This is a genomic window from Aurantimonas sp. E1-2-R+4 (genome assembly GCF_036549515.1).
Lineage (GTDB): Bacteria > Pseudomonadota > Alphaproteobacteria > Rhizobiales > Rhizobiaceae > Aurantimonas > Aurantimonas coralicida_A.
The window spans coordinates 1-26,383 of record NZ_JAZHLK010000016.1 but is presented as its reverse complement, the minus strand read 5'-3'; the positions used below and the strand labels follow the sequence as shown (position 1 = coordinate 26,383).

Here is a 26,383-nt window from a genome sequence, read left to right as displayed (position 1 = left end):
CGCAGTCCTGTCCTAGACCAGCCGCATGGGCAAGGCTGTAGAGCCGCCGTCGGGCGGCGGCAACATCGAAGCGATCGACCTGAAGGCGGCACTCGAGGAGCGTTACCTCGCCTATGCGCTGTCGACGATCATGGGGCGGGCGCTGCCCGATGTGCGCGATGGCCTGAAGCCCGTCCATCGGCGCATCGTCCATGCCATGCGCGTTCTGCGGCTCGATCCGGGCCAAGGCTACAAGAAATGCGCCCGCATCGTCGGCGACGTGATGGGCAAGTTCCACCCCCATGGCGACGCGTCGATCTATGATGCGCTGGTGCGGCTGAGCCAGGACTTCGCCATCCGCTATCCGCTGATCGACGGTCAGGGTAATTTCGGCAATGTCGACGGCGATAGCCCGGCGGCCATGCGCTACACCGAAGCACGCATGACCGACGTTGCGACGCTGCTCCTGCGGGGCCTCGACGAGGACGCGGTCGATTTTCGCGCGACCTATAACGAGGAGGATCAGGAGCCGATCGTCCTGCCGGGCGCGTTCCCCAATCTCTTGGCCAACGGCTCGTCGGGAATCGCGGTCGGGATGGCGACGTCGATTCCGCCGCACAACGCCGCCGAACTCTGCGACGCCGCGCTCAAGCTGATCGAAAACCCGGACGCCTCGACCGATGCGTTGCTGCGTTTCGTGCAGGGGCCGGATTTCCCGACCGGCGGCGTCATCGTCGACAACCATGCGCAGATCCGCGAAGCCTACGACAGCGGCCGCGGCTCGTTCCGCGTCCGGGCCCGTTGGGAGACCGAGGACCAGGGTCGCGGCGCCTATGTCGTTGTCGTTACCGAAATCCCGTATCAGGTGCAGAAGTCGCGGCTGATCGAAAAGATCGCCGAACTGCTGCAAGCGCGCAAATTGCCGCTGCTCGCCGACATCCGCGACGAATCGGCCGAGGACGTGCGCGTCGTCATCGAGCCGAAGAGCCGGACCGTCGATCCGGAACTCTTGATGGAATCGCTGTTCCGGCTGACCGATCTGGAATCGCGCATCTCGCTGAACATGAACGTCCTGTCCGGCGGCAAGGTGCCGAAGGTCATGTCGCTCAAGGACGTGCTGAGCGAGTGGCTCGCCCATCAGCGCGAGGTGCTGGTACGTCGGGCGCGTTATCGGCTCGGGCAGATCGAGCGGCGGCTGGAGGTCCTGGCCGGCTATCTGATCGCCTTTCTCAACCTCGACGAGGTGATCCGGATCATCCGCGAGGAGGACGAGCCGAAGGCGGTGCTGATCCAGACCTTCGAATTGACCGACGTGCAGGCCGAGGCGATCCTCAACATGCGCCTTCGCTCCTTGCGCAAGCTGGAGGAATTCGAGCTCAGACGCGAGTTCGATCGGCTCACGGAAGAGAAAGCCGAAAAGGAAGCGCTGCTCGCCTCCGACGATCAACAATGGTCGTCGGTTGCCGGCGAGATTCGCGAAGTCCGCGAAACCTATTCCAAGAAGACCAAACTCGGACGCCGCCGCACGCTCTTCGCCGACGCGCCCAACCGGGCTCTCGACGACATCGCCGTCGCGCTGATCGAGAAGGAGCCGGTGACCCTCGTTCTGTCCAAAAAGGGCTTCCTACGCGGCATGCGCGGGCATCTCGCGGATTTCTCGACATTGACCTTCAAGGAAGGCGATGGCCTGAAGCTCGCCTTCCATGCCATGACGACCGACAAGTTGGTATTTCTGTCGACGGGCGGTCGGGCGTTCACGCTCGGCGCCGACAAGCTGCCGGGCGGGCGCGGGCAGGGCGAGCCGATTCGTCTCGCCTTCGACTTCGACGACGAGCAGGACATCGCTATCGCCTTCGTGTCCGATCCGGACCGCCGTCGTCTGCTGGTCTCGTCCGACGGCAATGGCTTCATCGTTGCGGAGGCCGATATGCTGTCGGCGACGCGCAAGGGCAAGCAACTGATGAATCTGTCCGGCAAGACCGCGTTGGCGCTCGCGCCGACGGTCGACGAGGGCGACCACGTCGCGATCGTTGGTGAGAATCGAAAACTGCTGGTCTTCCCGCTGGCGCAGGTGGCGCAGATGGCGCGCGGCAAGGGCGTGCGCCTGCAGCGTTACAAGGATGGTGGGGTCTCGGACGCCAAGGTCTTCGGGATGGCGGGCGGTCTGGTCTGGTCGGATTCCGCCGGCCGGATGTTTACCCGCTCCGAAGCCGAACTCCTGGAATGGCGCGGTGACCGGGCGCAGGCCGGCCGCCTGGTGCCGAAGGGCTTTCCGAAGACCAACAAGTTCGAAGGCTGAACTCGCCGCGCATCGCGTCGGCTCGATCGATGGCCGGGTGAGCGCTTGTCGCTCCCGTCACACGTGGCGGGATGCGACCGCGATACGCGGCCGCCGGGAGCGCCGCGCGCGACCGAGCTCGACGAGAGAGTGCACCACGAGCGTTCCGACGACGACGATGCCGCCGACAAGCGCCAGATCCGTCGACCGCTCGCTGAACACCATCCAGACCCAGACGGGCGCGAGCACGGTTTCCACCAGATATGCCATCGACACGATGGGCGCCGGCACGAACATCGGCCCGAGCGCCAGGCAGATCAACGCGATGGGAATGATCACCGCGCCGTTAAGGGCGAGCCACCCAATCGCCTCGGAATGGATGCCCTCGACGGCGACGAAGGGAGCGGCGATCAGCGCCGGCAGGAAGGCGCCAAGCGCCGCGGCGTAACGCATGTCGGTTCGGCTGCGCCGGGCAAGGGTGATGGCGAGGGCGATGAGGAAGGCGGTGGCGAGCGCGGCCAAGTCGCCCATCCAGTTGCCGGTCTCGAAGCCGGCTCCGATGATCAGTAGAACGCCGAAGAGCGTTGCTGGGATGGCCAGGAGGGTCGCTGTCGACGGCCGCTCGCCGACCATCCGCCAGGACAGCAGCGCCGAGAACATCGGATTGAAGGCAAGGATGAAGACGACGTTGCCGGCGCTGGTGTTGAAAACCGAAAAGACGAAGGTCGCGGCCGCGAGGGAATAGATGCCCGTGACAATAAGCCCGGCGCGCCCGGCGATCAGCTTCCGGCTGCTCGGAAACAGCGAGCGGTCTATGCGCCAGATCAGCACCGCCGCCAGACAGGTGAGGGCGCCGCGTACTAGCAGGACGGTCCAGAAGGCGCTCTCCGACAGCCGAATGAGCGGAATGTCGAAAGAGAGGACGAAGCCGCCGAAACCGACAAGGGCGAGGCCCTGCGCGTAGGATGACGACGGCGACGACTCGCTCGCTTGCGGCGGGACAGACATAAAATTCCGTTATGGACAGATCGGGATAAGTGAGCGGCGCTGGCGAAAACTGCTGATATGCTTCGCCTTAGCATCATCGCAGGCGACGGTGAAACACCGCGGCGGGAAAGGCGCGCGCAACGACGCGTCGCTCAGCCCTCGTAGCGCTCCCAGCCCTTCGGCATCAGGTGCTCCTGCGGCTGAAACCGGATCTTGTAGTCCATCTTCGACGAGCCGTTCACCCAATAGCCGAGATAGAGATAGGGCAGGCCCAGCTTCCTGGTCTGCTCGATATGGTCGAGGATCATGTAGGTCCCCAGGCTTCGGGCTCTCTGCCCCGGCTCGAAGAACGAGTAGACCATCGACATTCCATCCCCCATCACGTCGCTCAGCGCGACGCCGACAAGGTCGCAATCCGATTGGTCGCTGAAGAACGAATCCGGTCCCCGCAGGCGATATTGGATGAGACGCGTATCGACCTGGCTGTCCTCGACCATCATGGCGTAGTCCAGGACGCTCATCTCCGACATCCCGCCATGGGTATGCCGGTCTTCGAGATAGCGGCGGAACAGCGAGTACTGTTCGCTTGATGGAGCCGGCACACCCATCCGGCCGACCAGATCCCGATTGCGGGCCATGATCCGGCGCATCGAGCGGCTCGGCTTGAACTCGTCGACCAGTATGCGGACGGAAATGCAGGCCCGACACGATTCGCAGGCAGGCCTGTAAGCGATGTTCTGGCTGCGCCGGAACCCGCCCTGGCTCAGGAGATCGAGCAGGCCCGGGGCGCGCTCGCCGACGAGGTGCGTGAAGACCTTCCGCTCGGACTGACCTCTGAGATACGGGCAGGGGGAGGGCGAGGTGAGAAAGAACTGCGGCGTTTGCGGATGATGAACTGTCACTGCCGTCGCGCCCCCCTCATAGTCCATAATACCACGGTGCCACGATCGAGAATGTTAACCACACGAGGATCACAAGGGGAACACCGGCTTTGGCGAAGTCGATGAAGCGATAGCGCCCCGGCCCCATGATCAGCAAGTTGGTCTGATAGCCGATCGGCGTTGCGAAGGACGCGTTGGCTGCGAAAATGACGCAGGCGAGAAACGCTTCCGGCGAGGTTCCCAGTCGCCGCGACAGGTCGAGCGCGATCGGCGTGAATAGAACGGCGGTGGCGTTGTTTGATAGCACATTCGTCATGATCGCGATCACCAGGAACAGTCCCGATAGGATCGCCGCGGTGGATAAGCCAGCCAGCGCCGTCATGGCGGTCTCTGCGATCATTGCGGCGCCGCCCGTCCGTTCGAGCGCCACCGCAGCGGCGATCGAGGCGCCGATCAACATGAATATCGATCGATCGAACGCGCGCGCCGCTTCGCCGACCGTCAGGCACCCGGTGGCGACCATTAGGAGGGCGCCGACGACGGCGAGCACCTCGATGGGAAGGGCGCCGGTCGCCGCCATGAGAACGATGGCGAAGAAGATGGAGGCGGCAAGGCCCGCCTTGGCGCTTTGCGGAATCGTCTGGGCGGAATATTCCAGCAGCAGCAGGTCGTGGTTGCCCTTCAACTTCGCGATCGCGCTTGCCTGTCCGCAAAGCAGCAAGGTGTCGCCGGGCTCCAGCCTGATTTCCGACAGCGCGGAGCGCGCCATACGGCTCTTGCGCTGCAAGCCGAAGAGCGTGATGCCGAACTGGGTGCGCAGACCCGAATATTGCATCGTGCGGCCGGCATAGCGCGAGCCCGGTGCGACCACGGCCTCGGCCATCACCATGTCGGGGCCGATCTTGTTGGTCTGGTCGCCCAGGGTTTCCGCCGAGGGATCCAGCGCCTTGACCGTCAGATTGCCTGTGGACAGCGCCTTGGAAAAAGCGCGCCGGGTCGCCGTCACGATCAGGCGGTCGCCGACCGCCAGCGTGATGTCGTCGAAGGGTGGCAGGATCGTTCGTTCGCCGCGCAGGATCATGCGCGGCATCAGATCGCCGAGACCGGGGAAGAGGCCCGCTCTCGCTGTGAGCCACTCGAAGGCGTGGCCTTCGGTAATATCGATTTCGCCGAGGAACTGCTTGCCGCCCGAATCCGCCACGCGGCCTTCCGATCCCTGGCGCGGCGTGAGAATGCGCGGCATGAACCCGATCACGTAAATTCCGCCGACGACAGCGATCGCAAGCCCCGGCACGGTGATGTCGAAGAAGCCGATCTCGATGCCGGAACGGGCGGCAACGCCTGCGACCAGCAGATTGGTGGACGAACCGATCAGCGTCGTCATACCGCCGAGAATCGACAGGAAGGACAACGGCATGAAGACATGGGCCGGCGGGATACCACGCTGGGTCGCAAGCATCGTCAGGATCGGGATGAAGATGACGACGACGGGGGTGTTGTTGAGGAATGCGGACAGCAAGGCCGCGCTGAGCAGCACCACCGCGGTGGCGCGCCCGCCGACGGTACCCCCAATTCGGGTCAGCCACTGCGTCGGTCGCGCCATCGCGTCGGTGGCGAAAAGCCCTTGTCCGACAATCAGCAGCGCCAACACCGTGATCAACGCCGGATTGGAAAATCCCGAAAGCAGGTCGCCGCTCGTGACCGCAAAGCCCGCGGCATCCCGGTATGGCGCGACCGCAAAGAGAAGCAGGAAGGCGCTGAGCGAGGCCGCTGCGACGGCTTCGATCGGCCATCGCTCCCAAGCATAGCCGATCACGCTCGCCAGAATGAGGAGATAGGTGGCCCAGACGTGTATCGAATCCATGTGGCGCCGCGTTCCGTTGACCGCGGAACCTTATCGTTCTCCGCCCCCTTGTTGGCAACCTGCGTCTATCCCGCTCATCGTTGGGCGACGATCACCGGACGCGAATTCAGGCCGCCACCCGTGCTGGCGCTGCCTGCCGGACATTGCCGCCGGGGTGGCCGCTACGAGTGCGGGATCAGCGATCGCGAACGACGACCGTACCCAGCAGAAGATCGTGCAGTAGCTGCTTGCGAGCGGTGAACAGGCTGACCAGCAGAACGAGCGGGGTCAGGATCGAGGCCGAGGCCCAGAACAGAACGCCGTGAAGAACGGCGACAGCAGGATCGACACGCTCGCCGTCGAGGCGCGCGACATGGACGCCGGCAAAACGCATGCCCGGTGTCGCCTGCCGGTGTCCGCCCATGGTGAAGCCGATATAGACGATGGCGATCACCGGCAGCAGCACCGCATAGAGGCCCCAGGCGATTCCCAGCGTGACGATGCCGAGCAGGAAGATCAAAATCGCGGCTGGAACCGACAGGAAAAGCACCAGCGCATAGTCGATGACGAACGAAGCAATTCGTCGCGTCCGCACGCCTTCATAGAGGCGAGGCAGATCCAGATCAGTGGTCGAAAAATCGTTCGACGGGTTTGCGGTTCGGTCCATCACGGCTGGCCCTCTGTCATCCTGGTTGCGTGAGGCTGAAATGGGGACTGTGACGCGTTGGCGCAACGTGCCGACACCTTCCCAAAGGACGGCTCAGCGACGGCGCAGCATGTCGGCGACCTTCGGCGAGAAATAGCTGAGCACGCCGGCGGCGCCCGCCCGCTTGAAGGCGGCAAGGCTCTCCATCATCGCCCGGTCGCCGTCGAGCCAGCCATTCTGCGCCGCCGCCACGATCATCGCGTATTCGCCCGACGTCTGGTAGGCGAAGGTCGGCACACCGAGTTCGCCCGCCAGCCGGGCGACGATGTCGAGATAGAGCATGCCCGGCTTGACCATGATCATGTCGGCGCCTTCGGCAATGTCCTGCGCCGCCTCCCGAATCGCCTCGTCGGAATTGCCGCAATCCATCTGATAGGTTCGCTTGTCGCCCTTGAGCATCGAACCCGAACCCACCGCGTCGCGAAACGGCCCATAGAAGGCTGAGGCGTATTTCGCCGCGTAGGACATGATCAGCGTGTCGCGATGGCCGGCCGCGTCGAGTGCCGCGCGGATGCAGGCGACGCGGCCATCCATCATGTCCGAGGGGCCAATGATGTCGCAGCCGGCCTCCGCCTGTACGACCGCCTGGCGACAGAGCATGTCCACCGTCTCGTCGTTGAGGATGCGTTCGCCCTCGAGCAGACCATCATGGCCGTGACTCGTATAGGGATCGAGGGCGACATCGCAAAGAATGCCAACTTCGGGCACGGCGGACTTGATCGCTCGGCTTGCGGTGCAGACCAGATTGGCGTGGTTGAGCGCCTCCGAACCGCTTTCGTCGCGCTTCGAGGCGTCGGTATAAGGAAACAGCGCGACGACCGGGATGCCGAGATCGCGGGCCTTGCGCGCGGCATCGACGCAGTCTTCCACCGAGAAGCGGAACACGCCCGGCATCGAGGGCACGGCTTGCGGCTCGCCGTCCCCGTTGCGCACGAAAATCGGCCAAATCAGGTCATCGACTCCGATAGCGGTTTCCCGAACCAGGCGCCGGGACCAATCCGCCTGCCGCAGCCGCCGCATTCTCATGCCGCCGGTCACGGTGTCGATACGTTCACTTATCGAAGAAAGGGAACCGCTTGGCTGACTCATGGAACGCCCGTCCTTTGTTCGTACTTGATCTCGCGCGATCGGACGCGCCGGTATCTCACCTGGTGCTGCGGATAAGGACCCACGAGGCGCCAACTTGGATTTGCCTATGCCGTCAGGGGCGGGAGTTCAAGATTGACGGGGTCACCCGAGCGACCATAGGGTCCGGCCACGAACAGGCATGCCGCAAAATCCTGGTCATCGGTTTCGATCGTCGACCGCTCTCCCAGGGCGATCGCGGCGGCGTTGCGTTCGCAGGCCAGCAGGCCGGGAAAGGCAAGATGTGACGATCGAACTTGCGCCGCAACACAAGGCCAGGAGCCTGAATCGCAGCTTGACGACCTGGCTCTGCCGCTTGTCGGCGGTTGTCATGTTCGTCGCAGGTGTCGGCTACTGGATTCGGCTCGTCGGCATTGAAGCGGGCCCCCTCGCGCGCTTCGACCTGATGCCGATCTGGTGGAAGATGGCGGCCCCGACATTGGCGGTGCTTTATCCGGTCGCCGGTATCGGGCTGTGGATGACGGTCGGCTGGGGTTCGGTCGTCTGGGTCCTGATCGCGATCGTCGAAGCAGTGATGTATCTCGGCTTTCCCGAGCTCTTCGGCTCCGAGCTACTGCGGCTCGGATTTCATGCATCCGGTCTGTCCCTGCTGGGAGTTCTGCGTCTCATGGCGTGGCGCGAGGGGCGGCTGGCCCGCGGCTACTGAGCCGCCGAGAGACGTCTTGTTAAGCAAAAAAATTGTTCGGGCAATCGTAAGCTTGCATTAAGCCTGCGGTTTAAGTCGAATTTTAGATGCGTCGCGTAAGTTGGGTCTCAAGATGGGGTCGAAAAGAACATCCATCAAGACAACAGCGGAGCAATACTATGAACGCGCAGATCAAGAGCGAAATCGCCACGCAGCCCTCGGCGAAGAACGAACTGAAGTCGCTTTATCTCGAGACGTTGCAACTCGTCGAGCGGCTGCATCGGCGGCTGCTGGATGTCATCAAGGACGAGTTCGATCGCAACGGCCGCACCGACATCAATGCCGTGCAGGCGTTGCTGCTCTTCAATATCGGCGACTCCACGTTGACCGCTGGAGAATTGCGCAGCCGGGGCTTCTATCTGGGCTCCAACGTCTCCTACAATCTCAAGAAGCTGGTCGACCTCGGCTTCATCAATCATCAGAAGTCGCGGGTGGACCGCCGCGCCGTCCGCGTTTCGCTCACCGAAGCGGGTATGGCCGTCGCAGCGATCGTCGCGGAACTCTATGATCGCCACATCGGCTCCATCGACAAGGTCGGCGGACTCGACGAGCAGGAATTCCAGAAGATGAACCGGTCGCTGCAACGGCTCGATCGCTTCTGGAACGATCAGATCCTCTACCGCCTCTGATCCCGACGGCACGTGGCTCGACCATCGCAGACGGTGCATTGGCGCCGTCGCGGGACGGCTGACACGGTGCTCAGCTCCTTGGCTGCGGCACGATGCGCATGTAGGGCTTGGGCGCCTTCCAGCCCTGCGGATAGATCTTCTCGGCCTCTTCGTTCGAGACTGAGCCGGCGATAATGACATCTTCGCCGGGCTTCCAGTTGGCCGGGGTGGCGACACGGTGCGCGGCGGTCAATTGGAGCGAGTCGATCACCCGCAACACCTCGTCGAAATTGCGTCCCGTGCTCATCGGATAGACCAGGATCAGCTTGATCTTCTTGTCCGGCCCGATGACGAAGACGTTACGCACAGTCTGGTTGTCCGCCGGCGTGCGCCCTTCGGACGTCCCGGTGAGGCTCGCCGGAAGCATTCCGTAAAGCTTGGCGACCGCTAGATTGGGATCGCCGATCATCGGATAATTGGGTGCGACGCCCTGCGTCTCCTTGATGTCCTCCGACCACTTGGCATGCTCGGCGACGGGATCCACGCTCAGGCCGATAACCTTTACGTCGCGCTTATCGAATTCGCCCTTGATCCTCGCCATATAGCCAAGCTCGGTGGTGCAGACGGGCGTGAAGTTTTTCGGATGCGAGAACAGCACGCACCAGGAATCGCCGATCCATTCGTGGAACCTGATGGGTCCCTCGGTGGTGTCGGCCTCGAAGTCAGGGGCGGTCTCGTTGATCATCAGCGACATGACGTCCTCCATGGATCGATGTGCCAGCGGCGACAGAGGTAACGGCGACCAGCCGTACTCTGCGGCCTGACGTCCCGCCAGCCGGCACCTGATGAGCCCGAGGGCTCAGAGTTGCGGTCAGAATAGCACAATCAGACTGAATAGCGGAGCTTGCACCGTCGGAGATTGTCCCTATCCGCCGCGCGATCGCCCGCGCTTCACGCTTTGGCCATATTGCGATGTCTTACCCGACATGACGCAGGGGAGCGGCGCCCTGCGCCAGCGCTTGGCGACCTGCAAGCCACCCTTCACAAGGATGACCGGGTCGCGGCGAGCAACCAACAGATTGACGAGGGGTACTCATGGCCAACGCAACCGATCGGATTCAAGGAAAACGCCTGACGCGCCGGAATTTCGTTCTCGGCACGGCCGCGGCCAGCGCAGCGTTGATGCCGGGCACGGTTCTGGCCCAGAATGCCCTCAGCGATCTCCTCCAGGCGCCAAGCCGTGGCAATTGGGACGATCAATTCGACACGCGCGGCACCAATGTCCGCCAGGTCGCGTCAAACTCGCCCACGCTGTCGTCCAACACAGTCGCGTCGATGCAGGCCGCTATGGCCAATTACCAGCAAATCGTCCAGATGGGCGGATGGCCGATGGTACCCGATGGTCAGCCGATGCGTCTCGGTGTCCAGTCGCCCGCCGTCGTGGCGCTTCGCCAGCGTCTTGCGATTTCCGGCGATCTGCCGGCCAGCGCCGGTGCATCACAGGCCTTCGACACCTATGTCGACGCGGCGGTCAAGCGCTTCCAGGCGCGCCACGGACTGCCAGCCGACGGGGTCGCCTCGACCTATACCTACAAGGCGATGAACGTCCCGGCCGACCTGCGTCTCGGTCAGTTGCAGACGAACATAACGCGGATCGAGTCAAAGCTTGGCGAGCTTGCCGACCGCTTCGTCATGGTCAACATTCCGGCTGCTTCGATCGAGGCGGTCGAGAACGGCCAAGTGGTCCAGCGCCATACCGCCATCGTCGGCAAGGTCGATCGTCAGACCCCGATCCTGAATTCCAAGATCACCAATTTGAACCTCAACCCGTATTGGCACGCGCCGGCTTCGATCGTTCGCCGGGACATCATTCCGCTGATGCAGAAGGATCCGACCTATCTGGAGCGCAACAGCATCCGGATCTTCGACGGCAGCGGCAACGAGATTCCGCCACAGTCGATCGACTGGAATACCGACGAGGCGGTGAAATATCTGCTCCGTCAGGATCCAGGCAAGATCAACGCGATGGCCTCGGTGAAGATCAACTTCCCGAACCCGCACGCTGTCTACATGCACGACACGCCGCAACAGAGCCTGTTTTCCGAACTGCTGCGCTTCGAATCCTCCGGTTGCGTGCGGGTGCAGAACGTCCGCGATCTGATCGTCTGGATCGCCCGCGACGTGCCGGGCTGGGATCGCCAGCGCATCGAACAGGTGATCGCATCGCGCCAGCGCGAGGATATCAACCTGACCACGACCATCCCGGTCTATTTCAGCTATTTCACCGCCTGGGCGACCGATCCGTCTGTGGTGCAGTTCCGCGACGACATCTATCAGCGGGACGGGGCGCAGCAGCTCGCGATGACTGATGTCAATGCGACTGCCTACGCCGCCAACGAGCAGAACCCCTACGCCCGGGGCGAGGACGGCTACTGACCCCAAGCCACGCTCCAGACGTAGATGAGTGACGTATTTTTCGGGCCGGGGGCGACAGTCTCCGGCCCGTTTGCGTTGTTTGTTGGCGCATTGGTCTGGCGTAACGGCTGTGATATGGCCAGACCGGACATTTCAAAGGCGGCGCGCGCCTGCCTTGCCGATCAGGAGAGAACACGAATGAGCCAGGTTTCCGGCGCCGTTGCCCCGTCTGATTTCGAGGACTTCTTCACCGCGACACTGGCGGAACGGGATCCGGATGTGGCTGGCGCCGTCCGCCAGGAACTCTCTCGCCAGCAGCACGAGATCGAGCTGATCGCGTCGGAAAACATCGTCTCGCGTGCGGTTCTTGAGGCCCAGGGCTCGGTCCTGACCAACAAATACGCCGAGGGTTATCCGGGGCGGCGCTATTATGGCGGCTGCGAATTCGTCGACATCGTCGAGGATCTCGCGATCGAGCGCGCCAAGCAGCTGTTCGGTTGCGCCTACGCGAACGTCCAGCCGAATTCCGGCAGCCAAGCCAACCAGGCTGTGTTGTTGGCGCTGTCGAAGCCCGGCGACACGCTGCTCGGAATGAGTCTGGACGCGGGCGGTCACCTCACCCACGGCGCCAAGCCCAATCTGTCGGGGCGCTGGTTCAATGCCGTCCAGTACGGTCTCGATCTCGACACTGGCATGATCGATTACGAACAGGTCGAGGCTCTCGCGACCGAGCACAAGCCGGCGGTCATCGTCGCCGGCGGTTCGGCCTATTCCCGCCGCATCGACTTCGCGCGCTTCCGCGCCATCGCCGACAAGGTGGGGGCCTATCTATGGGTCGACATGGCGCATTTCGCTGGCCTCGTTGCCGGCGGCCAGCACCCGAGCCCGTTCCCGCATGCCCATGTCGCCACCTCCACGACCCACAAGACCCTGCGCGGTCCGCGCGGCGGCATCGTGGTGACCAATGACGAGGCGATCGCCAAGAAAATCAATTCAGCGATCTTCCCTGGCCTGCAGGGTGGCCCCCTGATGCATGTGATCGCCGGCAAGGCGGTGGCTTTCGGGGAGGCTCTGACGCCGGAGTACAAGTCCTACATCAAGGCGGTGGCGGACAACGCCAAGGCCCTTGCCGAGACGTTGCGCGAGGGCGGTGTCGACATCGTTTCCGGCGGAACCGACACGCATTTGATGCTCGTCGACCTACGCCCCAAGAACCTAACCGGCAAGGATTCCGAGCGGGCGCTGGGCCGGGCCAACATCACCTGCAACAAGAACGGCGTCCCGAACGATCCGCAGAAGCCGACGATCACCTCCGGCGTTCGTTTGGGTACGCCGGCGGCAACCAGCCGTGGCTTTGGCGCGCAGGAGTTCCGTGAGGTTGGCCGGATGATCGTCGAGGTGCTGGACGGTTTGGCGAGCGCCAATTCCGAGGAGGGCAACGCGGCGGTCGAGGCGGCGGTGAAGGACAGGGTCATCGCATTGACCGATCGCTTTCCGATCTACCCGAACCTCTGAGGCTCGCGCGCCCGCGGATCCAGAACCCATCGAATTTCATCGGGCGTCCGGCGGCAGAGACTGGACGCCGTTACAAGTAACGAGGGCCCATGCGCTGCCCCTATTGCGGCTCGCAGGATAGTCAGGTCAAGGATTCGCGGCCGGCCGAAGACGGCGGCGCGATCCGCCGCCGGCGCGTCTGCCCCGATTGCAACGGTCGCTTCACCACCTTCGAACGCATCCAGCTCCGCGAGCTTCAAGTCCTGAAGAAGTCGGGCAAGAAAGTTCCGTTCGATCGAGACAAGCTGGCCCGATCGATCGAGGTGGCGTTGCGCAAGCGACCCGTCGAACCGGAGCGAATCGAACGCTTGATCTCGGGAATCGTGCGTCGTCTCGAACAGTCCGGGGAGCAGGATATTCCGTCCGATACGATCGGAGAGATGGTGATGGAAGCGTTGAAGGAGCTCGACGACGTCGCCTATGTCCGTTTCGCATCGGTCTACCGTGATTTCCGCGAGGCCAAGGATTTCCAGTCGTTGATCGGCGAATTGGCCCGTGCGGATCCGGCGGGTAAAGCCGGGGAGCCCCAATGACCGTCGATCGGATCAGGCTCGGCCGATGACTGCGGCAGCGCCAATCGAGCTGTCGGCGGGGAGGGCGGCCACTGCCGCGGATCACCGCTTCATGGCCGCCGCCATTCGCTATGCGATGCGCAATGTCGGGCGGACCGCGACCAATCCCTCCGTCGCGACCCTGATCGTTCGCGACGACGGCGATGGCCCGCGAATTGTCGGGCGCGGTGTCACCGCGGTCGGTGGACGGCCGCATGCCGAGCCGGTGGCGCTGGCCGAAGCAGGAGCACTGGCTAAGGGAGCGACCGCCTATGTCACGCTCGAGCCCTGCGCCCATCATGGGCGGACACCGCCTTGCGCGGAAGCTTTGATCGCGGCGGGCATCGCACGGGTGGTCTCGGCCGTGGCCGATCCCGATTCGCGGGTCGACGGCAAGGGGCACGCAATTCTCGCGGCCGCCGGCCTGGCCGTCACAAGCCGGCTGATGGCGGACGAAGCGGCGGAGACGATCTCCGGATATCTCAACCGGCATCGCAGGAAACGCCCGGAAGTGACTCTGAAGCTGGCGCTCTCGGCGGACGGAAAACTTGGATTGAAAGGGCAGGGACAGGTCAAGATCACCGGTCCGACCGCCAATGCCCAGACCCATTTGGCACGTACACGACACGACGCCATCCTGGTCGGGGCGGGGACCGTTCTCGATGACGATCCGCGCCTCGATTGCCGGTTGCCTGGGCTCGCCGACCGTTCGCCAACCCGAATCGTGCTCGATCCGCGATTGCGCACGACAGCTGAGATGTCCGTCGTGCGGACCGCGAGGGAAACGCCGACGCAGATCGCCAGCTTCGCCGATGCGGACCCGAATAAGCGCGCGGCGCTGGCTGCGGCCGGCGTCGGTTTCGTCGCCTGTGAAGCCGATCCGCACACCGGCCGGATCGCACTCCCCGAACTTCTCGAGGATCTCGCTGCCAGGGGCATGTCGAGCGTTCTGGTCGAGGGTGGAGCGGAGACCGCTGCAGCTTTCCTCTACGAGGACCTCGTCGATCGGTTTGTGCTTTTGCGGGGCGAGGTCGTCATCGGCGAAGACGGTATCGCGAGCCCGATCGATGTCGCGGCCGCGCGGCGACGTTTTCGCTTGGTCCGACAGTATCGCTTCGGCGCCGACCACGCGTTCGAGTTCGCCCGGAGGGAAGCCTGATGTTCACCGGAATCGTCACGGATATAGGCCGGATCGACCACGTCGAACGACTTGATTCGGGACGCCGCTTCCGAATCGCGACCGCTTACGAGACGGCGTCGATCGCCATTGGCGCCTCGATCGCCTGTTCGGGAGTTTGTCTTACCGTAACGGCTCTATCCGGCGAGACCTCGAATGACGGCTGGTTTGAAGTCGAGGCTTGGGAGGAGGCGTTGCGCCTGACCACCGCCGGGCAGTGGGCAGAGGGCACGGCCATCAATCTGGAGCGCTCGCTGAGAATCGGCGATGAAATCGGGGGCCATCTGGTCTCCGGACACATCGATGGTCTGGCGGAAATTTTCGCCGTCGAGGAGGAGGGCGAGGCGGTCCGGTTCCGCTTGCGCGCGCCCCAGGATCTGAAGCGATACATCGCCAGAAAGGGATCGGTCTGTCTCGATGGCACGTCGCTGACGGTCAATTCCGTTGCCGACGATCGCTTCGACGTTCTCCTCATACGCCATTCGTTGGAGGTCACGACCTGGGGTGACCGCCGCCAGGGCGACAGCATCAATCTTGAGGTCGATCAGATTGCGCGCTATGCCGAGCGCCTGTTCGGCGCTAACTCGACCGCATCCTAGCGGCGGGGTTCGCTGCCGGGAATTTCTAAGAAGCGCCGACCGGTCACCACAACGGAACCACGCGATCTCACTGCGGCGAAACGTCGCCCGCGCCGCGCCCCCGTCTGCCGGAATACTCGACCGCCAGGAAGGAACACCCATGGCATCCAAGCCGCATCTCCTCGTCGTCGAGGCCAGGTTCTATGAGCACATCGCCGATTTGCTGATCGAAGGGGCCAAGGCCGAACTCGACAAAGCTGGCGCGACCTTCGATGTCGTTACCGTGCCGGGCGCGCTGGAAGCGCCCGCGGCCGTCGGGTTCGCTCTCGCCGGCGCGGACGAGGGAAGGGCCGATTATGACGGGTTCATCGTGCTCGGATGTGTCATCCGCGGCGAGACCTATCATTTCGAACTCGTCGCCAACGAGTCGTCGCGGGGCCTGATGGCGCTGTCGATCGACGAGACCGTCGCGATCGGCAATGGCATCCTGACCGTCGAGAACGAGGCGCAGGCGCTCGATCGCGCCGACCGGCGCTGCAAGGACAAGGGCGGCGCGGCCGCCCGCGCGGCGCTGCAGATGATCGCGCTCCGCGATCGGTTGGGGGCCTGAGATCATGGCCGGGACTGAGCCACAGCCTCGCGTTGTCAAGCCCGCCAATAAGCGGGGCGCGGCACGACTCGCCGCCGTACAGGCGCTCTACCAGATGGATGTGGGCGGTACCGGCCTGCTGGAGACGGTAGCGGAATATGAGGGTTTCCGGCTCGGCCAGGAGATCGACGGAGAGATCTATCGCGACGCCGATGCGGCCTGGTTCCGCGATGTCGTCTCCGGCGTCGTGCGGACCCAAAAAGTCATCGATCCGCGCATCCACGCCTCGTTGCCTACGGATTGGCCGCTATCGCGCATCGACACCACCCTGCGGGCGATCCTGCGGGCCGGGGCCTACGAATTGACCAATCGCAAGGACGTTCCGGTCGCCGTGATCGTTTCCGAATATGTCGACGTCGCCAAGGCGTTCTACAACGACGACGAACCGGGGCTGGTCAATGCGGTGCTCGACCGCGTCGCGCGCGCCGAACGCGGCGAGGGCCGAGGCAAAGACGCCAAGGACGCGAAGGACGCGAAGGACGCTAAGGTTTGATGGAGAACGCGGCGCCCCTTTCGCTCGGTGAACGGGCCGTGCGCCGCAACGCCTTCATTCTGGCGGGCGCGCAGGCTCTGGTCGGAGGCGCCGCGCCGGTCGTGATCTCGATCGGCGGTCTCGCCGGTGCGTGGCTGCTCCTCGAAGACAAGTCGATGGCGACGCTCCCGGTGACCGGATTCAATCTCGGCATCGCAATTGGGGCCTTGCCGGCGGCGGCGCTGATGCGGGCAGTCGGACGGCGGCTCGGTTTCGTTTCGGGGGCGCTGGTGACGTCCACCGGCGGTTTGGTCGCGACCCTTGCCTTGTTCGGCGGCAGTTTCTGGCTCTTCGCGCTGGCCTTGATGTTGGTCGGCGTCGGCGGCTCGTTCACCCAGCAATATCGCTTTGCCGCGACCGACGGCGCCTCCAGGTTGTATCAACCGCGGGCCATCGGGATTGTGCTGGCCGGGGGCATCCTGGCCGCCGTCATCGGACCGCAGACCGTGCGGCTGACGGACGGCCTCTTTCTGCCGGTCGATTTCGCCGGAGCGTTTGTTGGAGTCATCATCCTCGGTATCCTCGGTGCCGGCGTCCTGACATTTCTGCGAATTCCCGACGGCCCGGAGGAGACCCATCCGGACGATGCGATGCCGGCGCGGCCGTTGTCCGAGATCGTCGCACAGCCGCGTTTCCTGGTTGCGCTGCTGTGTGGCGTCGGCACGTACGGGGTGATGAGCTTCGTCATGACCGGCGCGCCGCTGGCGATCGTCGGCTGCGGACTCACCAAGGACGTGGCCGTTTTAGGCATTCAGTGGCACGTCCTTGCGATGTTCGGTCCGAGCTTCTTCACCGGCCGCCTGATCGCTCGGTTCGGAAAACAGGTCATCGTGGCGACCGGGCTTTTGCTGCTTGCGGTGAGTGGCGGCATTTTCATGTCCGGTCTCGCGGTCTGGAACTTCTGGGTCGGTCTCGCGCTGCTTGGCCTCGGCTGGAATTTCGGATTTATCGGGGCAACGGCGATGGTCGCGGAGACCTACCGGCCGTCGGAAAAGAACAAGACGCAAGGGCTGCACGATTTCCTGCTGTTTTCCACCGTCGCCTTCGCGTCCTTCATGTCGGGGCGGACCTTCGTAGCCGCGGGCTGGGAGACGATGAATGTCGTCATCTTCCCAATCGTGGCGCTATGTCTCGTGGCATTGGTCGTGCAGTCGCGCTTCGCGCCGCGGACGCAGCCGCAAGGGTAAATTCGCCCATCCGACCAATCTGGGCGCTTGACGGCATCCGGCCCTTCTATAACCTCCCGGTCGCCTTGCGGGATGGGGAATGAAATTCGTTCTCGTCGGGAAAATTGGGGAAATCGCCGGACACGTATCTGGCGAGGAGTGAGGGAACAGCATGCCGACAATCTTAATTATTGTGGCTCTGTGCGGGCTACTGGCGATCGTCTACGCGATTTGGGCCACCCGATCAGTCATGGCGGCCGATCAGGGCTCGGCGCGAATGCAGGAGATCGCCGGTGCGATTCGGGAAGGCGCCCAAGCCTATCTTTTGCGCCAGTACACCACCATCGCGATCGTCGGCGCGGTTGTTGCTGCCATCACCTGGTTCCTCCTGTCGGCCTATGCCGCGGGCGGTTTCCTCATCGGCGCAGTCTTGTCAGGTCTCGCCGGCTTCATCGGCATGAACGTGTCGGTGCGCGCCAACGTCCGGACCGCCCAGGCGTGCTCGCGCTCGCTCAGCCTCGGTCTCGGTATTGCCTTTAAGTCGGGGGCGATCACGGGGATGCTCGTGGCCGGACTGGCGTTGCTTGGCGTCACCGTCTATTTTCTCCTTCTCACCACGCAATTCGGTTTCGCGGCCTCGGACCGCACCGTGATCGACGCGCTCGTCTCGCTCGGCTTCGGCGCATCGCTGATCTCCATCTTCGCCCGTCTGGGCGGCGGCATCTTTACCAAGGGCGCCGACGTCGGCGGTGATCTCGTCGGCAAGGTGGAAGCCGGCATTCCCGAGGACGACCCGCGCAATCCTGCCACCATCGCCGACAATGTCGGCGACAATGTCGGCGACTGCGCCGGCATGGCGGCCGATCTCTTCGAGACCTACGCGGTGACCATCGTCGCGACGATGGTGCTCGGCGCGATCTTCTTTGCCGGCTCCGACATCATCGAAAGCGTGATGGCATATCCGCTGGCGATCGGCGGCGCCTGCATCATCACGTCGATCATCGGCACGTTCTTTGTTCGGCTTGGCTCGAACGGCTCGATCATGGGCGCCCTGTACAAGGGCCTGTGGGCGACGACGCTGCTGTCGATCGTGGGCCTCGCGATCGCGACCTGGGCCACGATTGGCTTCGGCGACATCGGCCAGTCCACGGATGGCGTGACGATCAACGGCCTGAACCTTTTCTTCAGCGGCATCATCGGTCTCGTGGTCACCGGGCTGATCGTCTGGATTACGGAATTTTATACCGGGATCGGCTTCCGCCCCGTCCGTTCAATCAGCGAGGCATCCGTGTCGGGTCACGGAACCAACGTCATCCAGGGTCTCGCGGTGTCGCTCGAGGCAACGGCGCTGCCGACGATCGTCATCGTCGCCGGCATCATCTCGACCTACCAACTCGCGGGCCTTTACGGGACCGCGATCGCCGTGACCGCCATGCTCGGCATCGCCGGCATGATCGTCGCCCTCGACGCGTTCGGGCCGGTGACGGACAACGCGGGCGGCATCGCGGAAATGGCGGGTCTGCCCGCCGATGTTCGCCGTTCGACCGATGCGCTCGACGCGGTCGGCAACACGACCAAGGCGGTCACCAAGGGCTATGCGATTGGCTCGGCCGGTCTCGGCGCCTTGGTGCTGTTCGCCGCGTACAACTACGACCTGCAATATTTTATCCAGCAGGCCAACGCAGGGCAGGGCTTCGAATATTTCCAAGGGGTCGAGCCTGATTTCGCGCTCACCAACCCCTTCGTCGTCGTCGGCCTGTTTCTCGGCGGGCTGATTCCGTTTCTCTTCGGCGGCATCGCGATGACGGCGGTCGGGCGCGCAGCGAGTTCGGTGGTCGAGGAGGTTCGCCGACAATTCCGCGAGAAGCCGGGCATCATGGCCGGCACCGAGCGGCCCGACTATGCAAGGGCGGTCGACCTTCTGACCCGCGCGGCGATCAAGGAGATGATCGTGCCGTCACTGTTGCCGGTTCTGGCGCCGATCGTCGTCTATTTCGGCGTCCTGTTGATCGCCGACAAGAGCCAGGCCTTCTCGGCGGTGGGGGGGATGTTGCTCGGCGTCATCGTCACCGGCATTTTCGTCGCCATCTCTATGACGTCCGGCGGCGGCGCCTGGGACAATGCGAAAAAATCCTTTGAGGATGGTTTCGTCGATGCCTCCGGCACCAAGCATATGAAGGGATCGGAGGCCCACAAGGCGTCGGTTACCGGTGACACGGTCGGCGATCCCTACAAGGATACGGCCGGCCCGGCGGTCAATCCGGCGATCAAGATCACCAATATCGTCGCGCTGCTGCTTTTGGCGGTCCTCGCCCACAGCTGATCTCGCGGGGAGTCGCGAAAACGAAAGAGCCCCGCGAGATCGCTCGCGGGGCTCTTTTCATGTCGATTGTCCGGCTCCGGCCGACTGTCCGGCTCAGGTCAGAGGCGGATACCGCGCCCACCACTTCCGGTATCGGTCAGGATCTGGCCGAGGAAGGTTTTATCCTTGCCACCTGTCGTCGTCGTGCGCGAGATGAAGTCGAAGAGCTGGCCGTTCTGCAGGCCGTAATTGGCGATCCGCTCGACGCGTCCGTCCGCATTGAAGTAGACCGCCAGCACCTTCTGGTCGACCAGTTGGGGCTGCATGAACGCCACCGGGCGAACGCGCTTCTGGGAGATGTAATAGAACACCTCGTTATCGAACGTCGCCGTCGTCGATGGCGAGCCGAGAGCCAGAAGCACCTGCTCGCGGCTGGAGTCGACCGGAACCAGCTCAAGGCTTTTTTCGTCGACGACGTAGCCCTGGTTCAGGACTTCGCTGGTCGAGCACGCGGACAGGGCAAGAACCGCCGCGACGGCGGCGGAGGCGAGCATCGATCGCTTCAGGCGGACGGATGAATTCACGCTGATCATTCTCCTTGAGGCCATTGACGTCGCGTCCCGCAGGCTGCGCTGCATAACGGCGATTTCCAACGCGCCGCGACGGCACGGCGGTCTCCTCCACCGCCTTTCAAACCAAGCCGGTCGGACTAGGTAAAGCACCTACGGCGGCGTTGCAATCGGCTCGGCGCTGTGGCACCCGCCCCGGTGATATCGCCCGAAACGCATCGGACCCAGCCATGTTCGCTCGACTGAAAACCAACCATCGTAATCGCGAAGTCGTTGAGCGTCTCTATGGCGAACTGGTGGCGCTTGCCCGCGGCCCCGAGCTTTATCTGGAGCACGGCGTTCCGGATACCGTGATGGGACGGTTCGACGCCTTGTCGATCCATGTCTTCCTGTTTCTCCAGCGTTGCCGGGAAGAGCCTGCGCTGCAGGCGATCGCGCAGGATGTCGTCGACCGTTTCATCACCGATGTCGAGCAGTCGATCCGCGAACTGGGAGTGGGCGATCCCTCGGTTCCAAAGCGCATGCGCAAGCTGGCCGGAATTTTCTACGAGCGCGTCGCCGCCTATGACGCGGCGCTCGAGGATTCCCAGGCGCCGCTCGCCCGCCTCGCTGCCACACTTCAGGCACGCGTTGTTCCTGCCGAAGCGGAGGAGGGTGTTGCCTTGCGGCTGGCAACTTACATGGCGGGGATGAAAACGCGGTTTCAGGCGACGACGGTCTCCGCGATTCTTTCGGGACACATCGAGACTGGCGAGTTGGGAGGAGCGGCATGACTCGGGAGTTTATGGGGTCCAAGGCCATCCGATACCCCATATCGCCGCTCAAATTGCCGCGCGATGGCATGCTGGTCCGCTTCGAGGCGGATGAAACGGAGCGTGGGGCGCTGGCCGGCGAACTCGACATTTCGGCCGTCGAAACGTTTGTCGGCGATCTCCGCGTGCTGCCGTGGCGGGCCGAGGGCGTGCGTGTCACCGGGCGGGTCGCGGCGACGGTCGTGCAGCTGAGCGTCGTCAGCCTGGAGCCGCTCCGCCAGACGATCACGGAACCGTTCGAGATGATCTTCGTGCCAGAGGGCTCCAAGCTGGCGCGTATCGATCAACCGGGCGAGCAGGAATTATACATCGATCCCGAGGGCGAGGATCCGCCTGAAGTGTACGCCGGTCACACCATCGACCTTGGTCCGTATCTGGTGGAGGCTCTGGCGCTGGCCCTCGACCCGTATCCGCGCGAGGCGGACGCGGTGTTCGATCGCGTCGATACGGACCCCGATCCCGACGCCCGCCCGCCCTCTGCCTTCGAGGCCTTGGTGTCCCTCGTTCCGCGTGACGATGAGAACAAAAATTGATGGAAAATCGACGGTTGCCGTTCGCGCGCAAACGGATATCTTCTCGCCGCGCCGTCCGGGTGCACTGCAGGAAAGCGAGAGACCTTTGAATTCAAAGACCGGCATTACGATCTCGATCGACGCCATGGGCGGTGATCACGGGCCGGACGTGGTTCTCGCGGGTGCGGCCATCGCGCTGAAGCGCCACCCCGACACGCGCTTTGTCCTCTTCGGCCAGAGCGATCTCGTCATGCCGCTTCTCGACGCGGATCCCGAACTGGCGGCGGCATCGACGTTTCACCATTGCGAAATTTCGATTCGCATGGACGACAAACCGTCGCAGGCGCTCCGACAGGGCCGGTACAAATCCTCCATGTGGCGAGCGATCGAGGCCGTGAAGACGCGTGAGGCCGATGTCGCGGTCTCGGCCGGAAATACCGGTGCGCTGATGGCGATGGCCAAGTTCTGTCTGCGCACGATGGCCAATATCGAGCGTCCGGCGATCGCCGCGATCTGGCCGACCCTGCGTGGCGACAGCATCGTGCTCGATGTCGGCGCGACGATCGGCGCGGACGCGCAGCAATTGATCGACTTCTCGATGATGGGCGGCGCCATGGCGCGGGCTCTCTTCGGCGTGGAGCGCCCGACCGTCGGCTTGCTCAATATCGGCGTGGAGGAGGTCAAGGGTCAGGACGAGATTCGCGAGGCTGGCCGTTTCCTCAAAGAGACGCCGCTGTCCGGTATCGACTATCGCGGGTTCGTCGAAGGCGACGACCTCGGCAAGGGCACTGTGGATGTCGTCGTGACCGAGGGCTTTACCGGCAACATCGCGCTGAAGACGGCCGAGGGAACCGCCAAGCAGATCGGCGCCTATCTGCGCGCCGCCATGTCGCAGACCTGGCTTGCCAAGGCCGGATACATCCTGGCCAGGAGCGCCTTCGAACGGCTTCGCGACAAGATGGATCCGCGCAAGGCCAATGGCGGCGTGTTTCTCGGCCTCAACGGCATCGTCATCAAGAGCCATGGCGGCACGGATGCGGAAGGGATCGCGGCGGCGATCGATCTGGCTCACGCGATGGCGCGCAATGGCCTGCGCGAGAAAATCGAGGCGGACCTCAATAGCTTCTATCTGCGCGTTTCCGAGGAAGCCGTCGCAATTCCCGAAAGCAATCTGCAATGACGAATGAAACGAGATCGGTCGTGCGCGGGACCGGGTCGGCCCTGCCAGAACGGATCATGCGCAACCAGGATTTCGAAGGCATCGTCGAGACCTCCGACGAGTGGATACGCCAGCGCACGGGCATCGCGGCGCGTCACATCGCCGGCGACCACGAGACCACCGTGTCCCTCGCCGAGGCGGCGGCTCGGCAGGCGCTCGCCGCCGCCGGCCTCGAACCCGCCGACATCGACCTGATCGTCCTGGCGACCGCGACCCCCAACAACACCTTTCCCGCCTCTGCCGTTCAGGTTCAGCATCGACTTGGCATCTCACATGGCTTCGCCTTCGACATTCAGGCCGTGTGCAGTGGTTTCGTCTATGCGCTGACCACCGCCGATCTGTACCTCAAGAGCGGCATGGCCCGGCGGGCGCTGGTCATCGGCGCGGAGACCTTTTCGCGCATTCTCGACTGGGAGGACCGGTCGACCTGCGTGCTGTTCGGCGACGGCGCCGGCGCCCTGGTGCTCGAAGCGACCGCCGAAACCGGTGCGGGCGACGCGCGCGGCATCATCGTCTCGCGGCTGCGCTCGGACGGCGCCCACCAGTCGAAGCTGTATGTCGATGGCGGCCCCTCGACCACCGGGACGATCGGCAAGCTGCGCATGGAAGGCCGCGAGGTCTTCAAGCACGCGGTCGGGATGATTACCGACGTGATCGAGGACTCGTTCGCGGCGGCGGGCGTAACGGCCGATGATATCGACTGGTTCGTTCCCCATCAGGCGAACCGGCGGATCATCGATGCCTCGGCGAGGAAACTCGGGATTGCCGCCGAGAAGGTGGTGGTGACCGTCGACCAACATGGCAACACCTCGGCCGCCTCGATCCCGCTGGCTCTCGACGCGGCGGTTCGCGACGGTCGCATCAAGCGTGGCGATCTCGTGCTTCTGGAGGCCATGGGCGGCGGCTTCACCTGGGGTGCGGTTTTGCTCCGCTGGTAGATATCAAGCCTTGATTCAGATGATGTTTTCGCTAAAGTGTGGCCATACGTAAGGGCGCCGACCAGCGATCGGTGTCCGACGGTCTTCCAGAAAGTTAGGGGACATGTATGGGAGACAAGACCCTCACCAGGGCCGACCTCGCCGAGGCGGTTTTCCGGAAGATCGGTCTGTCCAGGACGGAGTCGGCGCAACTTGTCGAAATGGTCCTCGACGAAATCTGCTCGACCATCGCCAGCGGGGAATCGGTCAAGATTTCGTCGTTCGGATCGTTTCTGGTTCGCAAGAAGAACGAACGCGTCGGGCGGAATCCGAAGACCGGCGAGGAAGTGCCGATCTCGCCCCGGCGTGTCGCGGTGTTCAAGCCTTCGAACGTTCTGAAGGACCGGATACTGGGGGCGCATGGCGAGCGACGTCCGAAAGCGCACGGTCTCGAGATGCTGAAAGCCGCCGAGTAAGGCCGCTACGGTCGATTGGTCACCGCCATGACGGAAAAGAGCGTCGACGCCTTTCGCACGATCAGCGAGGTCGCTGGAGATCTCGACCTGCCGCAACATGTTCTGCGGTTCTGGGAAACCCGCTTCCCGCAGATCAAGCCGATGAAGCGGGGCGGCGGTCGTCGCTATTACCGGCCGGACGATGTCGAGCTTCTCAAGGGCATCCAGTATCTCCTGTACGTCAAGGGTTTCACCATCAAGGGCGTGCAGCGGATCCTGAAGGAAAACGGTGCGCGCTTCGTCGTGGCGATCGGTTCGGGTGACATCGCGGCGCTCGAACAGATTCAGGCGGGGCGGCAAAGCGCGGCCAGTGCCGGCGCGAACGACGAGCCCCATCTCGACGATATCGATCTGATTGCGCCCGAATCGCGGGAAGAGGCGGGGAAACCGACCGCCGCGGCGGAAGCACCGGGCAAGCCCTTCGCCGGGTTGCTGAAACGTCACCGCAACGCCGGCACCGACGACGGCCAACGCGGCGGATTGCTCCCGCGCGAGAGCGCCGAAGAGCTCGACGACGTGATCCTGCAGTTGCTCGAATGCAAACGTCTTCTCGATCAGGTGCGGTGACGTCGACCGGCTTGAATGCGGCGTCTGCGCCCTTCGGCGCTCAGGGGCTGCCGGAATCGGCAAGCGACCCGGCCGCCCAGCGGCGCCGTCTTGCGGTCTCCGACGATCGCCTGAACGGCTTCGCGCGGCCCGCCGCTGCACAAGGCGGTCCGGCACTGGCGTTGTCGCCGTTTCAATCGGGAGCGGGACGGGCGCTTTTCGCGAGATCGCGTGCGCGGCACTGCATTTGCCTGTTGCGCGCCATGTCTGGATTATCTAGGACAGTCAGCAGTCGGAGCGTAGCGCAGCCTGGTAGCGCACCTGAATGGGGTTCAGGGGGTCGGAGGTTCGAATCCTCTCGCTCCGACCATTTCCAAAGCCTTGCAAGGCCAAGCGACCGCCGCGCATCGCGGCAAAAATCCTGAGAACCCCCCAAGATTTTCGACCCCGATTTGACCCTGATGCGATGGGGGTCGGTTGGGACACCATCCCCGACATCCACAATTGCAGCCGGTCCGATTCCGCTCCATCCCCGCCAGCGATCCATCCGGCGGCGCGTCGGGGCCGTCCGGGGCGCGAACCCTCCGGAAGAGCCACGCGCCATAGACGCCGCACCGCCGGCCCGCGAGTGATCTTGGGTCGGTCATTCGTGCCCATCCGTGGGCCGGCGGTGAGGGGATTATGCGGGAGGTGAAAGGATGGGGAGAAAATTTTGGGGGAGGGGCACGACAGGCTGGATGCGAGGTCGCCGAACATCTGCCGCGAGTCGCTTTCAGTGATGCGGCAGTCGGAAATCGGCAACGCGCCGGCGCTGCAGGTCCCACGCCGTGCGGGCTAGCGGGATAGCGACGATGCGGCACGATTGGAGGCCGCAGACTGCAGTTCCACAAGGAGGCGCGCTAGGGGATATCTACAAATTTACCCCGACAAATCGACAGATGCACACCGAGCGCCTATGCTGAATTTCAATAGCTAAACCACCTTGGCTGACCATCCAGGTGATGCGCCGCTCGGAGATCAACATTTCAAATGTGGGCCGCCTTCTACGCAAGTTTGACCTTCGTCATCGCCGCAGTGATCAGTGGTGGAATTGCCACCGCTTGGCAGAGAAGAAGCTGGATTTTTCAGCAGAAAATGATCCTGTCTAAGAGTCGGTCCGGAAAGTTGTTCAATTTGAACAAAGCCTTCGCAGCATTAGGCGGATAGACGCCAGTTTGAGGAATGCGAGCGCGTTGCGCGACAGGTTCTCGAAATCC

The 26,383-nt window shown here is 63.6% G+C and carries 25 protein-coding genes and 1 tRNA gene; 19 read left to right on the top strand and 7 right to left on the bottom strand.

Annotated elements, in window-relative coordinates:
- Window positions 1–25 precede the first annotated feature (25 nt).
- Window positions 26–2,278, top strand: coding sequence for a DNA topoisomerase IV subunit A (parC, locus tag VQ045_RS09465; protein WP_327625554.1), 2,253 nt, complete (start codon window positions 26–28; stop codon window positions 2,276–2,278).
- Between the two features lie 57 nt (window positions 2,279–2,335).
- Here parC and VQ045_RS09460 read toward each other — a convergent pair whose 3' ends face one another.
- From VQ045_RS09460 to hemB, 5 genes are all read right to left on the bottom strand, one after another.
- A complete protein-coding gene (locus VQ045_RS09460; RefSeq protein ID WP_327646493.1) occupies window positions 2,336–3,265 on the bottom strand; it encodes a DMT family transporter in 930 nt (309 codons plus the stop codon).
- A 131-nt stretch (window positions 3,266–3,396) separates the two neighbouring features.
- On the bottom strand, window positions 3,397–4,146 hold the full coding sequence (locus tag VQ045_RS09455; protein ID WP_331829935.1) for an arginyltransferase: 750 nt from the start codon (window positions 4,144–4,146) through the stop codon (window positions 3,397–3,399).
- 16 nt (window positions 4,147–4,162) lie between these two features.
- Entirely contained in the window at window positions 4,163–5,989 is a 1,827-nt protein-coding gene (locus VQ045_RS09450; RefSeq protein WP_327625557.1) for an SLC13 family permease, read from the bottom strand.
- Window positions 5,990–6,164: 175 nt separating this feature from the next.
- The gene (locus tag VQ045_RS09445) at window positions 6,165–6,635 is read right to left on the bottom strand and encodes an RDD family protein (protein ID WP_327646497.1); all 471 of its coding nucleotides are present in this window, start codon (window positions 6,633–6,635) and stop codon (window positions 6,165–6,167) included.
- 93 nt (window positions 6,636–6,728) lie between these two features.
- Window positions 6,729–7,763, bottom strand: a complete 1,035-nt coding sequence (gene hemB / locus VQ045_RS09440) for a porphobilinogen synthase (RefSeq protein ID WP_442872884.1) — start codon at window positions 7,761–7,763, stop codon at window positions 6,729–6,731.
- A 280-nt stretch (window positions 7,764–8,043) separates the two neighbouring features.
- Between hemB and VQ045_RS09435 the strand changes: the two genes are divergently transcribed.
- Together VQ045_RS09435 and ldtR are read left to right on the top strand one after the other, a co-directional pair.
- Window positions 8,044–8,466, top strand: a complete 423-nt coding sequence (locus tag VQ045_RS09435; protein WP_327625559.1) for a DUF6163 family protein — start codon at window positions 8,044–8,046, stop codon at window positions 8,464–8,466.
- 158 nt (window positions 8,467–8,624) lie between these two features.
- Complete coding sequence (ldtR, locus tag VQ045_RS09430) at window positions 8,625–9,134, top strand: transcriptional regulator LdtR (RefSeq protein ID WP_206455070.1); 510 nt, start codon at window positions 8,625–8,627, stop codon at window positions 9,132–9,134.
- Between the two features lie 70 nt (window positions 9,135–9,204).
- Here ldtR and VQ045_RS09425 read toward each other — a convergent pair whose 3' ends face one another.
- On the bottom strand, window positions 9,205–9,867 hold the full coding sequence (locus tag VQ045_RS09425) for a peroxiredoxin (protein WP_327646500.1): 663 nt from the start codon (window positions 9,865–9,867) through the stop codon (window positions 9,205–9,207).
- Window positions 9,868–10,208: 341 nt separating this feature from the next.
- Here VQ045_RS09425 and VQ045_RS09420 point away from each other — a divergent pair, with 341 nt between their 5' ends.
- The 9 genes from VQ045_RS09420 to VQ045_RS09380 all read left to right on the top strand — a co-directional run bounded on the left by VQ045_RS09420 (window position 10,209) and on the right by VQ045_RS09380 (window position 20,058).
- The gene (locus tag VQ045_RS09420) at window positions 10,209–11,549 is read left to right on the top strand and encodes a L,D-transpeptidase family protein (RefSeq protein WP_331829934.1); all 1,341 of its coding nucleotides are present in this window, start codon (window positions 10,209–10,211) and stop codon (window positions 11,547–11,549) included.
- Between the two features lie 177 nt (window positions 11,550–11,726).
- On the top strand, window positions 11,727–13,043 hold the full coding sequence (gene glyA, locus VQ045_RS09415; RefSeq protein ID WP_327646501.1) for a serine hydroxymethyltransferase: 1,317 nt from the start codon (window positions 11,727–11,729) through the stop codon (window positions 13,041–13,043).
- Between the two features lie 89 nt (window positions 13,044–13,132).
- The gene (nrdR, locus tag VQ045_RS09410) at window positions 13,133–13,615 is read left to right on the top strand and encodes a transcriptional regulator NrdR (protein ID WP_327646503.1); all 483 of its coding nucleotides are present in this window, start codon (window positions 13,133–13,135) and stop codon (window positions 13,613–13,615) included.
- Between the two features lie 25 nt (window positions 13,616–13,640).
- The gene (ribD, locus tag VQ045_RS09405; protein ID WP_331829933.1) at window positions 13,641–14,792 is read left to right on the top strand and encodes a bifunctional diaminohydroxyphosphoribosylaminopyrimidine deaminase/5-amino-6-(5-phosphoribosylamino)uracil reductase RibD; all 1,152 of its coding nucleotides are present in this window, start codon (window positions 13,641–13,643) and stop codon (window positions 14,790–14,792) included.
- A complete protein-coding gene (locus VQ045_RS09400; RefSeq protein ID WP_331829932.1) occupies window positions 14,792–15,409 on the top strand; it encodes a riboflavin synthase in 618 nt (205 codons plus the stop codon). The genes ribD and VQ045_RS09400 overlap by 1 nt, the downstream gene beginning before the upstream one ends.
- A gap of 139 nt (window positions 15,410–15,548) precedes the next feature.
- Window positions 15,549–15,998: a 6,7-dimethyl-8-ribityllumazine synthase gene (locus tag VQ045_RS09395; protein WP_331829931.1), complete on the top strand. Its 450-nt coding sequence runs from the start codon at window positions 15,549–15,551 to the stop codon at window positions 15,996–15,998.
- A gap of 4 nt (window positions 15,999–16,002) precedes the next feature.
- Window positions 16,003–16,530: a transcription antitermination factor NusB gene (gene nusB, locus VQ045_RS09390; protein WP_331829930.1), complete on the top strand. Its 528-nt coding sequence runs from the start codon at window positions 16,003–16,005 to the stop codon at window positions 16,528–16,530.
- Complete coding sequence (locus VQ045_RS09385; RefSeq protein ID WP_331829929.1) at window positions 16,530–17,756, top strand: MFS transporter; 1,227 nt, start codon at window positions 16,530–16,532, stop codon at window positions 17,754–17,756. The genes nusB and VQ045_RS09385 overlap by 1 nt, the downstream gene beginning before the upstream one ends.
- A gap of 151 nt (window positions 17,757–17,907) precedes the next feature.
- Window positions 17,908–20,058: a sodium-translocating pyrophosphatase gene (locus VQ045_RS09380; RefSeq protein WP_327625571.1), complete on the top strand. Its 2,151-nt coding sequence runs from the start codon at window positions 17,908–17,910 to the stop codon at window positions 20,056–20,058.
- Between the two features lie 98 nt (window positions 20,059–20,156).
- Here VQ045_RS09380 and VQ045_RS09375 read toward each other — a convergent pair whose 3' ends face one another.
- The gene (locus VQ045_RS09375) at window positions 20,157–20,630 is read right to left on the bottom strand and encodes an outer membrane protein assembly factor BamE (protein WP_331829928.1); all 474 of its coding nucleotides are present in this window, start codon (window positions 20,628–20,630) and stop codon (window positions 20,157–20,159) included.
- A 206-nt stretch (window positions 20,631–20,836) separates the two neighbouring features.
- Between VQ045_RS09375 and VQ045_RS09370 the strand changes: the two genes are divergently transcribed.
- From VQ045_RS09370 to VQ045_RS09340, 7 genes are all read left to right on the top strand, one after another.
- Window positions 20,837–21,379, top strand: a complete 543-nt coding sequence (locus tag VQ045_RS09370; RefSeq protein ID WP_331829927.1) for a ubiquinol-cytochrome C chaperone family protein — start codon at window positions 20,837–20,839, stop codon at window positions 21,377–21,379.
- Window positions 21,376–21,951 (top strand): YceD family protein, encoded by a 576-nt coding sequence (locus VQ045_RS09365; protein ID WP_331829926.1) that lies wholly within the window; start codon window positions 21,376–21,378, stop codon window positions 21,949–21,951. Before VQ045_RS09370 ends, VQ045_RS09365 begins: the two co-directional genes overlap by 4 nt.
- An 85-nt stretch (window positions 21,952–22,036) precedes the next feature.
- Window positions 22,037–23,110 carry a phosphate acyltransferase PlsX gene (gene plsX / locus VQ045_RS09360; RefSeq protein WP_327625576.1) on the top strand — a complete coding sequence of 358 codons (1,074 nt, stop codon included), beginning with the start codon at window positions 22,037–22,039 and terminating at the stop codon, window positions 23,108–23,110.
- Entirely contained in the window at window positions 23,107–24,087 is a 981-nt protein-coding gene (locus tag VQ045_RS09355) for a beta-ketoacyl-ACP synthase III (protein WP_331829925.1), read from the top strand. Before plsX ends, VQ045_RS09355 begins: the two co-directional genes overlap by 4 nt.
- A 107-nt stretch (window positions 24,088–24,194) precedes the next feature.
- Window positions 24,195–24,542 carry an integration host factor subunit alpha gene (locus tag VQ045_RS09350; protein WP_327625578.1) on the top strand — a complete coding sequence of 116 codons (348 nt, stop codon included), beginning with the start codon at window positions 24,195–24,197 and terminating at the stop codon, window positions 24,540–24,542.
- A gap of 27 nt (window positions 24,543–24,569) precedes the next feature.
- Window positions 24,570–25,148: a MerR family transcriptional regulator gene (locus VQ045_RS09345; RefSeq protein WP_331829924.1), complete on the top strand. Its 579-nt coding sequence runs from the start codon at window positions 24,570–24,572 to the stop codon at window positions 25,146–25,148.
- Window positions 25,149–25,420: 272 nt separating this feature from the next.
- A tRNA-Pro gene (locus VQ045_RS09340) sits at window positions 25,421–25,497 on the top strand.
- Window positions 25,498–26,383: the final 886 nt, after the last annotated feature.